The organism is Methanosarcina hadiensis, from assembly GCF_046529725.1.
GTDB classification, from domain to species: Archaea; Halobacteriota; Methanosarcinia; order Methanosarcinales; family Methanosarcinaceae; genus Methanosarcina; species Methanosarcina hadiensis.
This window is the reverse complement of record NZ_CP136241.1, coordinates 3,670,860-3,688,324: the sequence shown is the minus strand read 5'-3', so window position 1 is coordinate 3,688,324 and position 17,465 is coordinate 3,670,860. Positions and strand designations below refer to the sequence as shown.

At 42.8% G+C, this 17,465-nt stretch carries 16 protein-coding genes and 4 tRNA genes; 9 read left to right on the top strand and 11 right to left on the bottom strand.

Annotated features, from left to right (window positions below; genetic code table 11):
- Nucleotides 1–49: 49 nt before the first annotated feature.
- The gene (gene bfr / locus RSJ42_RS15845) at nt 50–523 is read right to left on the bottom strand and encodes a bacterioferritin (protein ID WP_410508221.1); all 474 of its coding nucleotides are present in this window, start codon (nt 521–523) and stop codon (nt 50–52) included.
- Nucleotides 524–711: 188 nt separating this feature from the next.
- On the opposite strand from bfr, the gene RSJ42_RS15840 reads away from it, so the two are divergent.
- From RSJ42_RS15840 to tpiA, 7 genes are all read left to right on the top strand, one after another.
- On the top strand, nt 712–1,068 hold the full coding sequence (locus RSJ42_RS15840; protein WP_410508220.1) for a hypothetical protein: 357 nt from the start codon (nt 712–714) through the stop codon (nt 1,066–1,068).
- A 170-nt stretch (nt 1,069–1,238) separates the two neighbouring features.
- Nucleotides 1,239–1,802, top strand: coding sequence for a YIP1 family protein (locus RSJ42_RS15835; RefSeq protein WP_410508219.1), 564 nt, complete (start codon nt 1,239–1,241; stop codon nt 1,800–1,802).
- Between the two features lie 147 nt (nt 1,803–1,949).
- Nucleotides 1,950–2,021, top strand: a tRNA-Cys gene (locus RSJ42_RS15830).
- Nucleotides 2,022–2,093: 72 nt separating this feature from the next.
- Nucleotides 2,094–2,165 (top strand) — tRNA-Cys (locus RSJ42_RS15825).
- 204 nt (nt 2,166–2,369) lie between these two features.
- A complete protein-coding gene (locus RSJ42_RS15820; protein ID WP_410508218.1) occupies nt 2,370–2,987 on the top strand; it encodes an endonuclease III domain-containing protein in 618 nt (205 codons plus the stop codon).
- 260 nt (nt 2,988–3,247) lie between these two features.
- Nucleotides 3,248–4,426: a bifunctional 5,6,7,8-tetrahydromethanopterin hydro-lyase/3-hexulose-6-phosphate synthase gene (locus RSJ42_RS15815; protein WP_410508217.1), complete on the top strand. Its 1,179-nt coding sequence runs from the start codon at nt 3,248–3,250 to the stop codon at nt 4,424–4,426.
- 193 nt (nt 4,427–4,619) lie between these two features.
- On the top strand, nt 4,620–5,288 hold the full coding sequence (gene tpiA, locus RSJ42_RS15810) for a triose-phosphate isomerase (RefSeq protein WP_410508216.1): 669 nt from the start codon (nt 4,620–4,622) through the stop codon (nt 5,286–5,288).
- 232 nt (nt 5,289–5,520) lie between these two features.
- Here tpiA and RSJ42_RS15805 read toward each other — a convergent pair whose 3' ends face one another.
- The 6 genes from RSJ42_RS15805 to RSJ42_RS15780 all read right to left on the bottom strand — a co-directional run bounded on the left by RSJ42_RS15805 (nt 5,521) and on the right by RSJ42_RS15780 (nt 12,460).
- The gene (locus RSJ42_RS15805; RefSeq protein WP_410508215.1) at nt 5,521–7,056 is read right to left on the bottom strand and encodes a HEAT repeat domain-containing protein; all 1,536 of its coding nucleotides are present in this window, start codon (nt 7,054–7,056) and stop codon (nt 5,521–5,523) included.
- Nucleotides 7,057–7,125: 69 nt separating this feature from the next.
- Entirely contained in the window at nt 7,126–8,487 is a 1,362-nt protein-coding gene (locus RSJ42_RS15800; protein WP_410510392.1) for a prephenate dehydrogenase, read from the bottom strand.
- Nucleotides 8,488–8,642: 155 nt separating this feature from the next.
- Nucleotides 8,643–9,485, bottom strand: a complete 843-nt coding sequence (locus tag RSJ42_RS15795) for a shikimate dehydrogenase (RefSeq protein WP_410508214.1) — start codon at nt 9,483–9,485, stop codon at nt 8,643–8,645.
- Nucleotides 9,482–10,210, bottom strand: a complete 729-nt coding sequence (aroD, locus tag RSJ42_RS15790) for a type I 3-dehydroquinate dehydratase (protein WP_410508213.1) — start codon at nt 10,208–10,210, stop codon at nt 9,482–9,484. The genes RSJ42_RS15795 and aroD overlap by 4 nt, the downstream gene beginning before the upstream one ends.
- Nucleotides 10,211–10,346: 136 nt before the next feature.
- Entirely contained in the window at nt 10,347–11,489 is a 1,143-nt protein-coding gene (locus RSJ42_RS15785) for a 3-dehydroquinate synthase II (RefSeq protein WP_410508212.1), read from the bottom strand.
- A 173-nt stretch (nt 11,490–11,662) separates the two neighbouring features.
- Nucleotides 11,663–12,460, bottom strand: a complete 798-nt coding sequence (locus RSJ42_RS15780; protein WP_410508211.1) for a 2-amino-3,7-dideoxy-D-threo-hept-6-ulosonate synthase — start codon at nt 12,458–12,460, stop codon at nt 11,663–11,665.
- A 383-nt stretch (nt 12,461–12,843) separates the two neighbouring features.
- On the opposite strand from RSJ42_RS15780, the gene RSJ42_RS15775 reads away from it, so the two are divergent.
- A complete protein-coding gene (locus tag RSJ42_RS15775) occupies nt 12,844–13,413 on the top strand; it encodes a GMP synthase subunit A (protein ID WP_410508210.1) in 570 nt (189 codons plus the stop codon).
- 287 nt (nt 13,414–13,700) lie between these two features.
- Here RSJ42_RS15775 and RSJ42_RS15770 read toward each other — a convergent pair whose 3' ends face one another.
- The 3 genes from RSJ42_RS15770 to RSJ42_RS15760 form a co-directional block, all read right to left on the bottom strand.
- Nucleotides 13,701–15,032 carry a signal recognition particle protein Srp54 gene (locus RSJ42_RS15770; protein WP_410508209.1) on the bottom strand — a complete coding sequence of 444 codons (1,332 nt, stop codon included), beginning with the start codon at nt 15,030–15,032 and terminating at the stop codon, nt 13,701–13,703.
- Nucleotides 15,033–15,522: 490 nt separating this feature from the next.
- Nucleotides 15,523–15,597: transfer RNA gene (locus RSJ42_RS15765), tRNA-Met, on the bottom strand.
- Nucleotides 15,598–15,666: 69 nt separating this feature from the next.
- A tRNA-Met gene (locus RSJ42_RS15760) sits at nt 15,667–15,741 on the bottom strand.
- Nucleotides 15,742–15,984: 243 nt separating this feature from the next.
- On the opposite strand from RSJ42_RS15760, the gene RSJ42_RS15755 reads away from it, so the two are divergent.
- Nucleotides 15,985–16,185 carry a hypothetical protein gene (locus RSJ42_RS15755; protein WP_410508208.1) on the top strand — a complete coding sequence of 67 codons (201 nt, stop codon included), beginning with the start codon at nt 15,985–15,987 and terminating at the stop codon, nt 16,183–16,185.
- A 279-nt stretch (nt 16,186–16,464) separates the two neighbouring features.
- On the opposite strand, the gene RSJ42_RS15750 is transcribed toward RSJ42_RS15755, so the two are convergent.
- A complete protein-coding gene (locus RSJ42_RS15750; RefSeq protein WP_410508207.1) occupies nt 16,465–17,292 on the bottom strand; it encodes a protease inhibitor I42 family protein in 828 nt (275 codons plus the stop codon).
- Nucleotides 17,293–17,465 lie beyond the last annotated feature (173 nt).

The following is a 17,465-nucleotide window of genomic DNA, read 5'->3' as shown; positions in this document are numbered from 1 at the left end:
ACTAAAGCACTTAAGCATATTTGAGGCGTAATAAGTCATAGTAATTCCTTCATTTATCACGGATCTGCTGTGCCAGATAGTTCTGGATACCTATCTGATTGATCTGATCCTGCTGGGCTTCTATCCAGTCTATGTGCTCTTCCTCATCTCTAAGGAATGACTCAAGAAGTGTTTTGGTGTCGTTGTCCCCCATTTCTGTTGCTAAGCGGATGGCTTCGTTATAAGCTCTAATTGATTCTTCTTCGGCCTGGCGATCATATTCATGCATTTTTTGCACTTCGTCGCCAATATGAACTTCATTCAGGTTGCTAACTATTGGCTTTCCTTCAAGGAAAAGAATGCGTTCAATCAGCTTTTCTGCATGTTTCATCTCGGTAATAGATCGCTTCTCGATTACCTCACCCAGCCTGTGGTAATTCCAGTTTTCACACATCTCAGCATGAAGAAAGTACTGGTTTATAGCGGTCAATTCATCAGCCAGAAGAGCATTCAGGCTATCGATGATTTTCTCATTTCCTTTCATAAATAAACCCCCAGACAAAGGAATTATAGTTTGCATGATTTATAATTATTCTATTATATTTTTTAGCCATTTAGCTGGTTTCTGGAAGCATTCTCAGTTTCTATCTCTCTTTTATCCCACTAAATTTATAAAAATTGTCTAAAATTCTTAAATATTATGAAGTCTCTTATTATTTGTGGAGGATCATTATGAGTGACACTGAGAGTAGAGATATATTTGATTTTAAGCTTGAAAAGTGGGTATTAGGTGCTGATGAATGTGCTTTTGTGAGTCTGAGTGATATAGGAAAGGATAAACCTCTGCGCCAATACCTGATTGAGTCGGTCGAAAGCTGGGTAAATAAAGAAGAGGTATTCTTAACTGACAGATTCATATCCGAGATATGCGACTTTATAAAAAGCCAGAACGAAGAACTCTACGACCGCTTTGTGAAAAAATGTGCTCTAAAAGGAATAAGTCCAGGTGAAGGTATATTTGAAGCACTGAATTTATTGACCTGTGGGACAGTAAGTGAGCAGCAGTGTAGAGAGGTCAGAGGCGACTAAAATAACGAGTGAAGTATTTGTCTGTTTTAATGTACCGATGTGAAGAACCTTAACAAATTCTATCACATCCTGTTTTTTCCTGTCTGAAATGCCCTGATTATTCAAAGTAGTGTTCCTTTTTTAATATACCTTTAAATACAACTCGAGTATATTTTTGATTGGGATATACTATGGATTACATCGAAACATGGAAAGAAGTTATGCAAAGACCCTCTGATTTTTACAGAAAAATGCCAACGACCGGAGGATATGCTGAACCGCTGACCTTTGCAGCAATCAGTTATATCATATACGGGCTTTTAATTGCGATTTTCAACCGCGGAATGATGGAGGATATGTATGGTGGTATGGGAGTTCGCGGATTCGGTTTTTCCACAATAATTACGATTGCAATCTCTATTCCTATTATGGGTATCATTTCTCTTTTTATAGGAGCCGCAGTGCTCTATCTTATTTATAAATTGCTTGGAGGAACCGGAACTTATGAGGGCACTGTAAGATTTATGTCTTATGCAACTGCAGTGCAGGTACTTTCCTGGATTCCTATTATAGGCTTCATTGTCGGCCTTTATAGAATATACCTCTATATTGTCGGAGGCATGTTTGTACACAATATAAGCATGGGGAGATCCGCAATAGCCGTAGTCCTGCCTTATTTAGTGGGCTTCTTACTTGTTATGATTCTGGCATTACTGATTTTCAGCACAGTTGCCATATCTGACACTTTTATCTAATGTTTAATTTTTTTATCTCCATTCTGGAGTCTATAATTTATTTTTTAATGTGGCTCTCAGTTCGTTCAGATTGCTGTTTCAAGCTAAATATTTATATATAAGAAATTACTTTAATTGCATCTACACGACTAACACATGTTCAAAAATGCCAAGATGGCGGAGCGGCTACGCAATCGCCTGCAGAGCGATACCATTCCGGTTCGAATCCGGATCTTGGCTTTTCTCTTCTTAAAAACCAGCCCAACCTAAAACTATATATTCAATTAAGTGCTTTAAACGAATCCACTTTGTGCCAAGGTGGCGGAGCGGCTACGCAATCGCCTGCAGAGCGATACCATTCCGGTTCGAATCCGGACCTTGGCTTCATAAATACTTTCTATTTCTTTCCTGAAATTTTCCTTTATACCTTATCTCAAATTTTTATCTAAATTTTTCCATATCTCTTTCTCCCCTTCTCTGGTTTTTTTAATTTAGACTTCTCTATAGAAATTTTCTCTATCTTTTCATTGATAACGCGATTACTCTTTAATCTGGCATTTTTATATCAGGAGGATACTAATTCTGGGCATGGACATTGATGAACTCATGCGGAGGCTTTTCGAACTCTATCCCGATGGCTGTACTGTAGACATGCGGGAACCCTTTTTTGCATTAATCTCTACTGTCATGTCGCACAGGACCAGGGACGATGTAACGTATCCTGCAGCAGAGAAGCTTTTCAAAAGATTTTCAACCCCCGAGGAAATGGCTGAAGCTGAGGTCGAGGAAATTGAAACGCTTATAAAAGATGTTGGTTTCTACAGGGTCAAAGCCGGAAGGATAAAAGAGATTTCCCGAATTCTACTGGAAGAGTACAATGGCAGGGTTCCAGATGAAATGGAAACTCTCCTTAAACTTCCGGGGGTAGGCAGGAAAACAGCTAACTGCGTACTTGCCCATGCGTTCCTTAAAGAAGATGCCCTTGCCGTTGATACTCATGTCCACAGGATCTCTAACAGGCTTGGGCTGGTAGTGACAAAAAACCCTGAGGATACAGAAATAGAATTAAAAAATGTCCTGCCGAAAAAATACTGGATAAACGTAAATATATTACTTGTTAAATTCGGGCAAAATGTCTGCAGGCCTGTTTCCCCCAGATGCGGAGTTTGTATTCTAAATGATATGTGCCCTAAAATTCTCCTTTAATCAAGATTTTCTATAACTATTTAAATTTAGAATCGAATTCATAAGGCACTGTACATAATGAAGAACTGTTATGGGAATACGAGATTTTTTATATAAAGATGGCATTAAGCTGGCAAAAGGTTATCTTATCACTTAATCTGGTAACAGAGTCGTTTAAGCTGCACAGTTATCATGCTTTACATGCAATTATCAATACTCTGCACAGTATGATATATTATGAGTAATTTGCATCTCACATTACCATTTTCACGAGGTTAAACATGTTTCAAATAGGAGAAGCATTAATGGGGCAGGGTTCTGAACTCGCCCATGTTGATTTGATGATAGGAGACAAGGGAGGTCCTGTAGGACAGGCTTTCGCAAACGGCCTTACTCAGCTCTCAGCCGGGCACACCCCTCTCCTTTCAGTTATCAGGCCAAACCTGCCGCCAAAGCCTTCAACCCTTATTATCCCGAAGGTTACTGTGAAAAATATGGATCAGGCAGCAAGGATTTTCGGGCCTGCCCAGTCAGCTGTTGCAAAAGCAGTAGCAGACTCTGTAGAAGAAGGCGTGATTCCAAAGGACCAGGTTGAAGACCTTGTTATTGTGGCAAGCGTTTTTATTCACCCTGAAGCCCAGGACTACAATAAAATCTACAGGTATAACTACGGAGCCACAAAGCTCGCAATCAAAAGAGCACTTGAAGGCTTCCCGGATATTGACACAGTGCTTGAGGAAAGCAACAAGTCCACACACGCTATCATGGGATTCAAAGTCACAAGGCTCTGGGACCCGCCGTACCTGCAGATTGCTTTTGACAACCCGAACCTTGAGTTTGTGCTTTCGGCTATCTCAGAAATCCCGAAGAGCGACCACGTCATTATCGAAGCAGGTACGCCTCTTATCAAACGCTACGGTACTGACGTGATTTCCAAGATCAGAGGAGTAAGGCCGGATGCCTTCATTGTTGCTGACTTAAAGACTCTGGATACCGGAAACCTTGAAGCCAGAATGGTTGCAGATGCTGCAGGTGATGCTATTGTAGTCTCAGCTCTTGCACCTATCAGTACTATTGACAAGCTCATTGAGGAAGCTCACAAGACAGGAATCTACGCGGTTATGGACACACTTAACCAGCACGATCCGATCTCTGTCTTAAAGCAGCTAAAAGTTATGCCCGATGTCATTGAACTCCACCGCGGAATCGATATTGAAGGCACAGAACACGCCTGGGGCAATATTGCAGAAATCAAAAAGATCGCTCCAAGAGCTCTTGTCGCAGTTGCAGGCGGAGTCCGTCTGGACAAGGTGCCTGTAGCCCTCAGTCAGGGTGCTGACATCCTTGTGGTCGGCAGGGCTATTACCAACGCTAAAGACGTCAGGGAAATGGCTGAACAGTTCATCAACAGCCTTAACAAGCCAGAAATTGACCAGTTCAGGGTTATGACAGACTTCTGAGCAGGCTTTAAAAACTTCCCTAAAAGAGTTGCCGGAAAACTGCTGATATGGCTTTTGTAGAAAATGCTAAAAACAGCTAACAAAGCGAAGTAGTAAAGTTACGGCAAAACCTCCGGCAGATAATATCAGAGAAAGCGTGGATTTTCACGCTTTTCCTTTCATTTTCTTTTCACTTCTCAGGAGGGCATCTTCCTTGAATTCACCATTCATTTTACTGAACTACAAGACCTATGCACAGGGCACAGGGAAGGGAGCGGTTGAGATTGCAAAAGCCTGCAAAGCCGTGTCCGAAGAATCAGGTATTAAGATTGCAGTAGCTCCTCAGCTCCCTGACATTTACAGGGTAGCTTCCGAAGTTGAACTTCCGGTCTTCTCCCAGCATCTGGATGGTATAGGAGCAGGGAGCTTTACGGGTCACGTTTTCGGAAAATGCATAAAAGAGGCAGGAGCTGTCGGAACTCTTATAAATCACTCTGAAAGGCGCCTTACTCTTGCAGAAATTGAAGCCTCTTTAAAGGCAGCAAAAGAATTCGGGCTAAGATCGGTAATATGCACTAACAACGTCCCAACAACCGCAGCGGCAGCAGCGCTTGGCCCGGATTATGTGGCAATTGAACCCCCGGAGCTTATAGGCAGCGGAATTCCAGTCTCAAAAGCTGACCCTGAAGTTGTTAGCGGCTCGGTTGAAGCTGTGGCAAAAATTAATCCTGACGTAAAAGTCCTTTGCGGCGCCGGAATTTCAAAAGGTGAAGATCTCAGGGCAGCTCTTGACCTTGGCTCGGTAGGAGTGCTTCTGGCTTCGGGAATAGTAAAAGCCAGAGATCCAAAGGCTGCACTGGAAGAGCTTGTCAGCTTGATTTGATCTGGCTTTGATTTGATCTGCCTTCTGGAACTTATTCCAGAGGGAACCTGTTTTCAAAATCACCGAATATATAGAAAAGAGCATTCTGACCAAAAATACAGAAAAGAGTACTCTGAACAAAAATATAGAAAAGTGTATTCTAAGCAAAATATTCCAATAACAAAAATATTTGAAAAAAGGATGCGGCTATTCCAGCCGCTTTTTTAAATTGTCGGGCTTTTATGATTTTTAATTACTTATAAGCCTCAATAAGGGGTTTAACTGCTCTCGGATCCCCAATTTCAATAAGGATCAGAGCGGTCTCATCCTTGACTTTCTGGTCTTCAGTTTTCAGGTTTTCTATAAGAGGCTCAACCGCTGTTTCTCCCATGCCAGTAAGGGCCTCTCTGGCAGTTACTCCAAAGTCTTTATCTCCTATTTTTTCTATAAAGAACCCTGCAGCTTCCTGGTTTTCTGTCTTTCCAAGGGCGAGAAGAGCTCCATTCCTTATATTCATACTCATACTTTTATTGTCAAATACCGTTTTAAGGGTGTCTATAGCTTCAGGGCTTCCTATATTTCCAAGAGCTGAAGTTGCAGCTACCCTTACCTCCAGTATTTCTCCATCATCATTTACTACGCCAATCAATGCTTTTGTAGCTTCGGTGCCTCCTATCCCTCCAAGAGCAAGGACAGCGCTCTTTCGGACATCTACACCTGTATTTAAATTATCTTTTCTTCTTCCTTCAGCTTCCTTTCCACTTTCGAGAACGTTTATCAGGGGCTCTACTGCCGATTTGTCTCCCATTTTTCCAAGTATAAGGGCTGCATTACTCCTTACCGAGGCTCTTGTGTCTCTTAATCTTTCTATCAGGTAAGGAACAGCTTCTTCTGCTTCTAATTTCCCAAGAGCGATTGCAGTACTGCTCCTGATGTAATCTTTTCCATTATTTTTCAATTCATTCATCAGGGTGCCTGTAGCCCTTTCATCTCCCAGCTCTCCAAGAGCCATCACTGCACTGTGTCCGGCCAGAGGATAATCCTGGATAATCATCTTCATTAAGGAATCCGTCGCAGCTGTTTCCTTTTTATGTCCAAGAGCCATTGCAGCCGCAACTCTTACGTATCCTTTTTCGCTTCTAAGAGCTTGAAGAAGTATTTCAGTCTCATCTCCTGATTCTTCGTGCTCAAAATTTGAAAGTACAAAGGCGGTATAGAGAGTAGAATTCTGTTCCTCTGCCTTGAGGGCTTCCTCAAGAAGATCCGTATTGTTCCTGTATTCACTGTTTAAAGACCTTGCAAGGCTCTCCCGCATTGCTTTATCTTTTGCTTCTATAGCCAGCAAAATCTCTTCCGGTACTTCTTCCCTGCCCTGTGTTCCATCGGCCTCAGGTGGATTTGAAGCTCCTTCCCCAAGGTTTACTGAAAGAATATCTGCTGCTCTTTCATCTCCGGTTGCAAGAAGCGCGAGATACATGTAAGTTTTTATTTCTTCCCCGGAACCCGAGTTTTCAGCCCCTATTTTCTCAACAAGAGCATCAGCTGCTGGTTCTCCGAGTTTGCCAAGCTCGGTTGCGGCGTTTAGCTTTGTTTCACTGTCTTCGCCAGTTTCCAGCCTGCTTATGAGATATGCAATCCGATTTTCTCCCGAATCTCCGGCTACTGCTGGAGTATTTGTCGTATTTCCCATCCTTTCCGTAAACTCATCACCGCTTAAAAGAAGCGAAAAAAATATAGAAAGAGTGATAAGAGTAAATAAAAGAGAAATTTTCCATTTAACCTGGGACATTATAATTTCTATCTATTAATTGTTTATATGTATTTCTCTTTTTACTAATCCAGCAAAGAGGAAGAACTTTTATTTCCTGAGCTTCAGGTTTTTCTCTCTTATCCGGCAACCAAGCCCACAAAGAAGGGATATTACTTCAGTCTCGACAGAATCTGCATTATAGTCTCCAAATATAATTATCCTGTAAGTTACTCCCATTTTTGCGGTTTTACTTTCTTTATTTTTAGATACTTTTTCCTCTCCCAGGCTGTAAATATCACTAATCTGACAGTCTACAAGATGTTTATTTGTATCCAATGCTCCAAGGATAACCTCAGGGTTTGCACCCTCTGGAACCAGGACTGAAATATCCCTGACAGAATGATTTAAGTTCTCCTTTCTCCATTCACTCAGTTCGAATTCCGAAAGCAGGCGAAGGTTTTCGAGCTTGAGTTTAATAAAGTTGTTTTTTATATGCGGAGCAGTACCTTTTGAGGTAAGTTTAGTAAGAACTATCTCATTCGGTCCCACTTTTTCCAGCCTGCCCACATGGATGTTTCCGGAATAAATGTGAGAAAAACCGCAGACTTTCCCTATGGAATTCAGGACAGTTTCATATTCGTTTATTCTGGAGTTAATCAGTTTATCCGACCTGCGCAGGGCATGAGCTGTATCATCATATTTGCGGGCAGCTGCTTTCATTTTCCTTACAAATCCTTCTTCATCATGCGCCTTTACAAGGCCGGAAAGCTCCTCACATTCTTTTATGAATGCCTCATGCACTTCAGGGACGCCCGGATTTTCCATCTGGATCAGGGCATAGAGGTAAGGGTTCTGGCCCAGGATCCTGCCCACAAAATCAAGCATTATACTGTAAACAGGGCTTACGAATTTTCTGGACTTTTTGATATCAAAATCAAGCCTGTCAATTGTTGTCCCTATAGTAATATAAGCAAAATGAGTTAGCCCCTGCACTACTGAAACAAGCCTGTCGTGTTCTTCTGCAGTTGTGATCTCAACGTGCGCGCCGCTCCCCTCAAAAAGATGCCTGATTACCGGAAACCATTTTTCCGAGCGCCCTTTTATCGGGACGAGAATTACGGTTTGACCCCTTATTGTGGGAATTGTCGGACCGAACATAGGATGAGTTCCAAGAATCTCAACATCCCCTGGCGCAAACTTTTTCATGGCTTCAACAGGCCTTACTTTAATAGAGGTAAAATCCATAAGAAGGCTGCCCTTTCTCATCTTTGGGGCGACTTCTGCAATGGTTTCTTCTGTTGCATTAATTGGAACGGATACTATTACTATATCACTTTCAGGGATAGTTGCCTCAAGGTCCGAAGCAAAAGGTACATCCAGCTTCCTGGCAATCTCAACTTTGCCGCCTTTTCCCCAGACAGTGACATCGTAACTTCTTTCTTTAAAAAAACGTGTGAACCACTGCCCCATCTCTCCTGTTCCGCCAAGGATAAGAACCTTCGTTTTTCCGGATTTCTTTTCTTCTAAATCAGGGATCCGTATCCGGATTTCAGGCTGGTTCTGGTTCGGACAGATGGGGTGGCAATGATCTTTTTCCCTTGTCCTTCCGGTTTCAGAGTCCGTTTTCAAGCCTGCAGAGCCTCCACTACGGTTTTTTTCATAAGCTCAACCGGAGGTTCGATTCCTGTCCAGAGTTTGAAAGCTTCTGCTCCCTGATAGACGAGCATCAATACCCCGCTTATGGTCTTTGCTCCTGCAGCCCTTGCTTCCCTTAAAAGCCTGGTCTCAAGCGGGTTATAAACGATATCAAAAACAGTAAGGTCACTGTGAAGCTCTTCTGCTGTCGCAATGGCCGCATCCATGTTTGGGTGCATTCCGAGAGTTGTGGTATTGATCAAAACATCTGCATCCCGCAGCAGTTCTTTTAATCCTGAGAGTCCGGTACCTTTTATTTTTCCTGAAAGGGGTGCAGCAGAAATCTCTCTTGCAAGTTCGACTGCCCTCTCTTCTGTCCTGTTTACTACCGTGATTTCGGCTCCATCGGCTGCAAGCTGAAAAGCAACTGCTCTTGCCGCTCCTCCTGCCCCTGCAACCACTATTTTCGACCCCGTGATTTCCACTGCACTATCCAGAAGTGCCTGCCTTGCCCCAATTCCGTCGGTATTATATCCCTGGATTTCTCCTGATTTCCCGAAGACCACGGTATTTACTGCTCCGATTCTTTTTGCAAGGGGATCAGGACTGATGAAATCAAGTTTTAAAGCCTTTTCTTTCAGGGGCACTGTCAGGTTAAGCCCTCCAAATCCCATAGCTTCGGCTCCAAGGATTGCTTTTTCCAGCTTTTCCGGAGTAACTCTGAAAGCGTGATAAATACAGTCCATACCAAGAGCTGAAAAAGCTGCGTTATGCATGGCAGGGGAAAGAGAATGACCAACAGGGTCTCCAAATACACCAAAAACTTGCTTCATTTTAGCATTCCCATTATTTTCTTTACTTCATCTATCGGGAGCTGACCGGGAGCTACGGCTGCATCGCTTTCTATCGAAGCATATATCAGGACTGAGCCATACAGAGGGGAAATCGCCCTTGTATGTTTTCCCTGACTGCCCATTGCAATGGTACATACCGGTCTTCCTCTATCCTTAAAATCCAGAGTAACCCTGAGCAGATTAAGGGTGTCTTCCATCGACTGGGGCATTACTGCGAGTTTGGAAATATCTGCCCCTGCAAGAAACATTTCTTCAAGAGTTGTTCTCATTTCCTGTAAAGAAGGGGTTTTTAAAAAGTCGTGAGAAGAGACGATTACGGTTTTCCCGTTGTCTTTAGCTGCCTTTATAACTTTATCTCGAGCTTTCCTGTCGGCAGAAAGTTCGATATCAATAGCATCCGGGCCATCTTTAAAAGAAAGAAGTTCTGCAAGAAGTCCTGTCCTATTTTCCTCCTTTCCTTCCCATTTCCCTCCTTCTGTCCCGGAACGATTGGTAACGATTACAGGAATCCCGGTTCCGGATTTTATTTTCCTGACCGTTTCTGCAGCTTTATCCAGATCCCTGATTCCCAGCAAATCCAGCCGAATTTCAAGAATATCAGCTCCTTTTTCGGCTGCCTTCTTTGAGGTTTCAAGAGGTTCTTCAAGGATTACTGCGACAACTGCAGCTCTTTTTTCAAGGTCAAATGAGCCTATGCGGGTCATGCTTTCTCCAGGTCCGGGAGTGAATAATTAGTCATGGTAAATAATAGATAATCCACTGTTATTGTTACACTCACTGTTATTGTTACACTCACTGTTATTGTTACACTATTATTGTCCGTTATTCAGTTTTTCTGGTTTATCTCTCTATGATTGTCTCTTCGATTTTTTTGCCGAAATGTCTGGCTCCTTCTTCGAGGCGAACCAGAACCTCATCTCCTTTCTTGAGTTTTGCAACCGAAATAGGTGTTCCATCCTTTCCTACGAGCTTGATGGTTTCGGCATTTTGCAGAATCGCAGTTAAAATCCTGTCTCCGGCTTTTGCTTCAATTAACATGAGTGGGCGGCTTTCAATTTTGACTCTGCCAACTATACCTTCCCTCTGTTTTCCTTTTGAGTCTACAATAGTTACGGTGTCTCCTGCCTGGAGTTCGGAAAGATAACGGGTTTTGTCTCCAATTTTAATGTAAGAATGAACGGCACCTGCATTTACCCTGAATGGGCGGGCTGCCACGTAAGGGCTGTCATCGGACTCAGAATTTACCAGAAACATCCCGCTGGCCTGTGAACCTATAAGCATGCCTTCTCCGCGCTGCATAAGATTGCATGTATCCACGCAGACGCGGTCTCCCATCCCAAGGGGTTCTACCCTGGTTATAACTGCAGATTCGAGTTCCGCACTTTCGCTTTCAAGTTCCCGTGCAGCTTTTATTGTATCCTTTATTTCCTGAGGGTTCCCGCTGTCAAGAAGGACACCGTCAGCTCCTGCTTCCAGAGTCTGGAAGGCGAGTCTTGCTTCCTCAGCACTTTTTACTCCAAAGATGATCTTTACCTTCTCGCGCTGGAGATCAGCTATCAGGTTTTCAAGAGGGATAACTTTCCAGTCCGTGCCGGTAACGAGCAGATAATCACAAATTTTTCCCATTTCGGCTGCGAAATGTTCATAATTTTTGTCCTTTATGACCACATATCCGCCTACAGTCACACCTTTGTCAGTAAGCAGGGTTGCCGCATTTACATCAAAAGAACCGGGGATTTCCTTTGGCAGGGGTTTTGTCCCGTCACCTTCTCCTCTCTTTCCCACGACCACGATGTCAGCTCCGGACCTGTTGTCGCGGGCAAAGGCTGCGACTGTAATGTTTCCGAGTTCTCTTACCTTTCCTACATCTCCCGGATTTACAAGTACACAGTCGGCTCCGGATTCCAGGCCTGTCGTGATCCTATCCTTCTGTTCTTCCCATCCGCCTTCATCGGCTTTTATCCAGACGCTTTTCTTCTTCAAAGGTTTTCAACCCCGTTCAAAGTTCTGTTTTTATTCCGGACCTTAATCCGGGATGTTCTCCGGCAACTTGCTCCGGCATCTCCATTTAGAAATTTTTCTCAACTGAGGTTTTCATTCAATTGAGGTTCTCATTTCCAACTTAGTTTTAATTCTTAATACTGCCAAGTATTCTTTTATTTCAGTTGCTCCAGAGCTTCTTCTACAGGTCTTCTGTGATGCACGATTTCGCAGATAGCCCTGGTCAGCCTGACAGGATCTTTGTGCTGGAAAACATTTCTTCCTATTGCAGCTCCTCTTGCTCCAGCCTCCATAGCTCCGTCAATCATTTCAAGAAGCTGCATGTCTGTTGATGTTTTCGGCCCACCTGCTATTACTACGGGCACAGGGCAGCCTCTTACCACATCCCTGAAAGTGTCCGGGTCTCCGGTGTATACTGTTTTTACAACGTCAGCCCCGAGTTCGGCTCCGATTCTGGCAGCATGTGCCACATTTACAGGGTCATGGGGGTCTGTGATCTTTTTGCCTCTGGGGTACATCATAGCAAGAAGAGGCATTCCCCATTCCGTACAGTCCCTTGAGATCTTTCCAAGCATTTCTAGCTGGTTGGCTTCCGTATCGGACCCTATATTGATATGCATGGAAACTGCATCAGCTCCCATTTTTATTACTTCTTCAACGGTACAGACCTGCACTTTGGCGTTGGGGTCCGGGCTCAGGACAGATGAGGCGCTTATATGCACAACAAGCCCGATATCATGGCCGTAGCCTCTGTGCCCGTACCTGACCATGCCTTTTTGCATGAGGACTGCATTTGCACCTCCTTCGGCAACCCTATTAACTGTATCGGTAATATTAATAAGCCCTTCAATAGGTCCGTCAGATATCCCGTGGTCCATTGGAATAATGACCATGTTTCTGCTCTCTCGATTCATCAGCCTTTCGATGCGTATTTTTTTGCCAATTTCTGACATTTCCATTCCTCTGGATTTAAATTGATTAACTTCCTCTGTAAGTCCGTTTAGTTTATTGTATACTTAATCTACTGTGCTAGTGTGTGACATACTAGCACACCCTTCTATTTAAAACTTTTCAAGCCATACTTCTGGTTCGATCTTTGGTACTTTGAATTTATAAAGCAACTATTGGACTATTTTGTACATCTATGTACATCTAAGCACAGTTTTAAGGTTTTCTCTTATTTGACGGTTTGTATATCCAGTGGCTATTTGATATTAAGGAAGTGCTGAGCTAATGCCAGGAAGATACAAGAATTAAAATAGGATAACAAGGGCTAATAGAATAAGCTCAGAGCATGAGAACCATTTTATATTTGTAAACAGGAACGGAAGGAATTATGAGAGAATTAAAAATCCTTGTTGTGAACAACTACGGGCAGTTTTGCCACCTTATTCACAGGGCTGTCCGGGACCTTGACATGGATACTAAAATTATTCCCAATACAACCCCTATAGAGGATATTCTGGCAGAAGAGCCTGACGGGCTGATCCTGAGCGGAGGACCAGAAATGGAAAGGGCAGGTCTCTGTTTTGATTATGTGCGGGAAATTGATATCCCTATCCTTGGGATCTGCCTCGGGCATCAGGCAATTGCCCTCGCTTACGGAGGACATGTCCATGCAGGCAAAAAAGGAGGGTATGCTGAGGTTGAAATAGAGATTCTCGAAGAGGATGATATACTTAGAGGACTTGGTCCAAAAACAACTGTATGGGCTTCCCACGCTGATGAAGTAGCTATTCTTCCTGAAGGGTTTATCCATCTTGCCCGCTCAGAAGTCTGTGAAATTGAAGCCATGTGCCACCCGACAAAACCGATTTATGGTGTCCAATGGCATCCTGAGGTTTCTCACACCGAGAAGGGAAAAGAGTTGCTGATGAATTTCTTTGAAGCCTGTGACCAGTACTGATCTGAACTGGTACTGATCCTTTCTGGTACTGATCCTTTAAAGATCGGCAATAAATCCGGATTAGTAATAATCAAAATCAGCTAACAATCAAAATCAGCTAACAATCAAAATCAGCTAACAATCAAAATCAGCTAACAATCAAAATCAGCTAACAATCAAAACTAACTAACAATCAAAACTAACTAATAATCAAAATTTATTAATTAACAAAATAGTCCAGTTATTAAATCAGAAAATAAAAAGAACTCGGAATATCAAGTCAAAAACTAAAAGAGAACTCGGGGATATTACATCCCCATCTTCTTCTTCATCATTTTCTGTATATTGAATTTTCCACCTCTAAAGCCCTTCAAAGCCGTCTGCATCGTTTTGTGGTACTTCAGAAGTTCTCTGACATCCTCGGGGCTGCATCCGGAACCTCTTGAGATCCTTTTAATCCTTGAGCCGCCTATAATTTTTGGGTCCGTCATTTCATCTTCTGTCATTGAGTCCATGATGACTTTGTAACTTTTCATTTTGTCACTGGTGGCCTGGAACATCTCATCTGATAATTTCACGCCTCCCAGTCCTCCCATGCCCATAGGGAGCATTGACATAATCTGCTTGAGGGGACCCATTTTATTCATTGCTTCGAGTTGCTTGTACATGTCTTTCAGGGTGAAGCGCCCCTGCATAAGGGCGTCAACATTGACATCTTCCTCGCTCAGGCTCTCCTCTGCCTTTTCCATAAGGCTCTTGAGGTCGCCCATTCCGAGAAGCCTTGAAATGAACCTGTCGGCTTCGAACTTCTCAAAGTCTTCCGGAGTTTCTCCAACTCCTATAAAGGCAATCGGAGCCTTTGTTTCGGCAACGGCTGAAAGTGCTCCACCACCTTTTGCTGTCCCGTCCAGTTTTGTAATGATAACACCTGTGATTCCTACGGAATCATTGAAAGCGTGAGCCTGCTGGCTTGCCTGCTGCCCTATGCCTGCGTCCAGAACCATAAACTTATGGTCAGGTTTTGCAACGGCGTGAATTCTCTCCATTTCTTCTATCAGGTCAGCTTCAAGGGCGTGCCTGCCTGCAGTATCCACTATTTTTATATCGTATTTTTCAAGCGCTTTAAGCCCGTTTCTGGTAATTTCTACGGCATCCGGGTTTCCTTCTTCCCCGTAAAAACCCACGTTAAGCTTCTCAGAGAGAGTCTTAAGCTGGTGGTAAGCTCCGGGACGGAAAGTATCTGCGGCAACAACACCTGCTTTGAGCCCCTTTCTCTGGAAATAGCGGGCAAGTTTTGCAGCGCTTGTGGTTTTTCCGCTTCCCTGCAGTCCTACCATCATGATCGTCTGCGGTTTGAGCTGGATTTCGGCCCCTTTACCGATGATTTCCATCAGTTCCTGATATACAATGCGGATTACATGCTCCCTCGGATTCATGCCTGCAGGAGGGTCTTCTTTCATTGCACGCTCTTTGATTCTCTGCGACATCCCCATGACAAGTTTTACATTAACGTCAGCCTGGAGCAGAGCACGCTGAATATCCTTTACTACTTCGTTGACCGTGCGCTCATCAATTCTCCCCGCGCCGATCAGTTTCTTGAGTGCTCCCTGTAGGGAGTCTCCCAGTTTTTCCATTACCATATGAGAATCGTCCTGCTTTTAATTTTGAGGATGGATAATTAACTTGAATAATAAATAACTTGAATTCAGTGTTTAATATATGAATGAAGGTTATTTTTCTGATTTTTATCTTCATATCTATAAGAAGCTGATCTTTTTTTACTTTATTCAGAGTTGACCTTTTTTTACTTTACTTTTAATATGCTGGTCTTTTTTTACTTTACCTTTAGCTAATCTTTTTTACTTTATTTTGCTCTATAGTTAGAAACTATCTTTATTTAATAAGTCTTTTAGTTTCTGATACTTGAAATTTATAAAGGCATAATAGAGTGTGTAAGATATTAAGGTATAATTTAAGCACCAGATAGGATTGAATGTTCCGAATATAAATAACCGCTCGGATATAAAAAATCGAAGCATAGTAAAAATCCGAGTATATGTTTTGTAGCTGATTAATATGCGCGAAATAGGCACGAAAAACGGGAAAGGTAATTCCAAAAAATCGTTTTAATAGCGGGGGATGGATTCGAACCATCGGTCTACGGGTTATGAGCCCGTCGGGATCTCCTGGCTACCCCACCCCGCTACAGGGCTTAATGATTATTTTTATAAAGAGGATATTTCTCAGGAAAAGAGTTATCTGAAATTTCTCTCATAGCGGGGGATGGATTCGAACCATCGGTCTACGGGTTATGAGCCCGTCGGGATCTCCTGGCTACCCCACCCCGCTACAGGGTTTTAAGGTCAGGCACTCCTGTCCTGGACAGCTATCAGAACATACTAACGATTACTTATATACTTTTCGCCTGGCTAATCAATCTTCCTGAAAATCTGGGCAATTTACTTGTATGACCAGGAGGCTTCACAGCCTCATCCAATTTTATCTCGCTTTATTTCGGATTTCCTTCTACTAATAACAATATTCAGACTTTTTCGGGAAAAGTATTTGAAAGCCGGAGGCTCACATTATACTATGACCAGATGCTTATTTTGCGGAGCCTATTGTGAAGTAAAATGTGGAGTTTACTGTGAGAGTTATTCAGGAAATCCGGAAGAGAAAGAGCACAGAGAAGATGAGAATATACTCGGGTGCACCCAGATAGGCACGTCGTATATCTGCGACAGTTGTCTCAAAGACTTAAAACAAGCTCTGGCTCTTCAATCAATATTATAAATGAGACTTATTCGGCCAAAATAGGATTTCTTGCTTCTGCTGTGCCTCTGCTGCTTTACCTTAGTGACTGTAAAAGGCAGAGGCACAAAGTTGAGATCATATTTCAGACAACTCATATTTCAGACAACTCATATTTCAGACAACTCATATTTCAGACAACTCATATTTCAGACAACTCATATTTCAGACAACTCATATTTCAGACAACTCATATTTCAGACAACTCATATTTCAGACAACTCATATTTCAGACAACTCATATTTCAGACAACTCATATTTCAGACGACTTCAACATTAAGTTTAAACCTCTCTTCCGTACCGGTTTCATTTTCCCATGATCTTCTGTATACAGCTGTCACCTGCTGGGTGCCCTCAGAATCTGCTTTAATCTCCCATACATGAACTCCCCCAGCGCCGACGATAGTTCGCTCTCCTTCCCCGGACTCAGGAGGATAATACTTATCTGAAACCAGACTTAGTCCTTCGCTCAGGTTAAGCTCCCAGGAATAGCCGGTTGTTGGATTCTCCTGAAGTCTCAGGTAAAATGTCTCTTCATTTTCAAGAGTTATACCTGTCCCATTGCCAGCTTCTGTTATTACCTGCTGCCTTGGCGGCATGGAATTCGGTGCCTCCTCAAGTGTATTATCAATAGCAAGCTCAAAAGATCCTGTTACTCCGTTTACGTTCACAGTATAATTTCCGGCGCTGAGCCCCTGGACTTCAAGAGGAATCGTTTCCCTGAAGCTCTCTATTGCCTGAGTACATATCGCATCTTTTGGGCGCTTTGTCGTGATAGTAATATTGAAATTATTTCCTTCCTTTTCGGTATTTATCTTATCAATTTCAGTGCATCCATCAGGCAAATAGCCTTCTGCTATAACGTTTATCTGTACCGGGAAAGATTCCAGAGTCAGAATATCAATACTTTCTACATTTGCCATACCGTATTCGTATTCTTCCCCGGTGGTGTTGTTCTGCTCGTCCTCGACGTCTTCAACACAACCGGAAAGAGCAACTGTAAAGACCGCAAACAGGACCACTATAAGCCTCGCACTTTTTGCGGACTTCATATTTATTGCATATTTGTCATTTATTCTTCCTTTCATTTATCTCCCTCTGGTTCCTTATAATATATATGAAAAAATAAGCCTGTTCGAATTTATCCTTTGCTTAAACTTCAGTTCTGTTCGCAGTTTTAACTTAAAATCAAACAAAATTGCAGATATAAAATACAGGAAACTGGCAAAATATAGGAAATTGGCATTTAAAGACTGGACTC

Excerpts from the sequence above, each read along its gene's own strand:
- bfr (WP_410508221.1), bottom strand. The coding sequence starts at position 523 with ATGAAAGGAAATGAGAAAATCATCGATAGCCTGAATGCTCTTCTGGCT.
- RSJ42_RS15840 (WP_410508220.1), top strand. The coding sequence starts at position 712 with ATGAGTGACACTGAGAGTAGAGATATATTTGATTTTAAGCTTGAAAAG.
- RSJ42_RS15835 (WP_410508219.1), top strand. The coding sequence starts at position 1,239 with ATGGATTACATCGAAACATGGAAAGAAGTTATGCAAAGACCCTCTGAT.
- RSJ42_RS15820 (WP_410508218.1), top strand. The coding sequence starts at position 2,370 with ATGGACATTGATGAACTCATGCGGAGGCTTTTCGAACTCTATCCCGAT.
- RSJ42_RS15815 (WP_410508217.1), top strand. The coding sequence starts at position 3,248 with ATGTTTCAAATAGGAGAAGCATTAATGGGGCAGGGTTCTGAACTCGCC.
- RSJ42_RS15805 (WP_410508215.1), bottom strand. The coding sequence starts at position 7,056 with ATGTCCCAGGTTAAATGGAAAATTTCTCTTTTATTTACTCTTATCACT.
- RSJ42_RS15800 (WP_410510392.1), bottom strand. The coding sequence starts at position 8,487 with ATGGGGCAGTGGTTCACACGTTTTTTTAAAGAAAGAAGTTACGATGTC.
- RSJ42_RS15795 (WP_410508214.1), bottom strand. The coding sequence starts at position 9,485 with ATGAAGCAAGTTTTTGGTGTATTTGGAGACCCTGTTGGTCATTCTCTT.
- aroD (WP_410508213.1), bottom strand. The coding sequence starts at position 10,210 with ATGACCCGCATAGGCTCATTTGACCTTGAAAAAAGAGCTGCAGTTGTC.
- RSJ42_RS15780 (WP_410508211.1), bottom strand. The coding sequence starts at position 12,460 with ATGTCAGAAATTGGCAAAAAAATACGCATCGAAAGGCTGATGAATCGA.
- RSJ42_RS15775 (WP_410508210.1), top strand. The coding sequence starts at position 12,844 with ATGAGAGAATTAAAAATCCTTGTTGTGAACAACTACGGGCAGTTTTGC.
- RSJ42_RS15770 (WP_410508209.1), bottom strand. The coding sequence starts at position 15,032 with ATGGTAATGGAAAAACTGGGAGACTCCCTACAGGGAGCACTCAAGAAA.
- RSJ42_RS15755 (WP_410508208.1), top strand. The coding sequence starts at position 15,985 with ATGACCAGATGCTTATTTTGCGGAGCCTATTGTGAAGTAAAATGTGGA.
- RSJ42_RS15750 (WP_410508207.1), bottom strand. The coding sequence starts at position 17,292 with ATGAAAGGAAGAATAAATGACAAATATGCAATAAATATGAAGTCCGCA.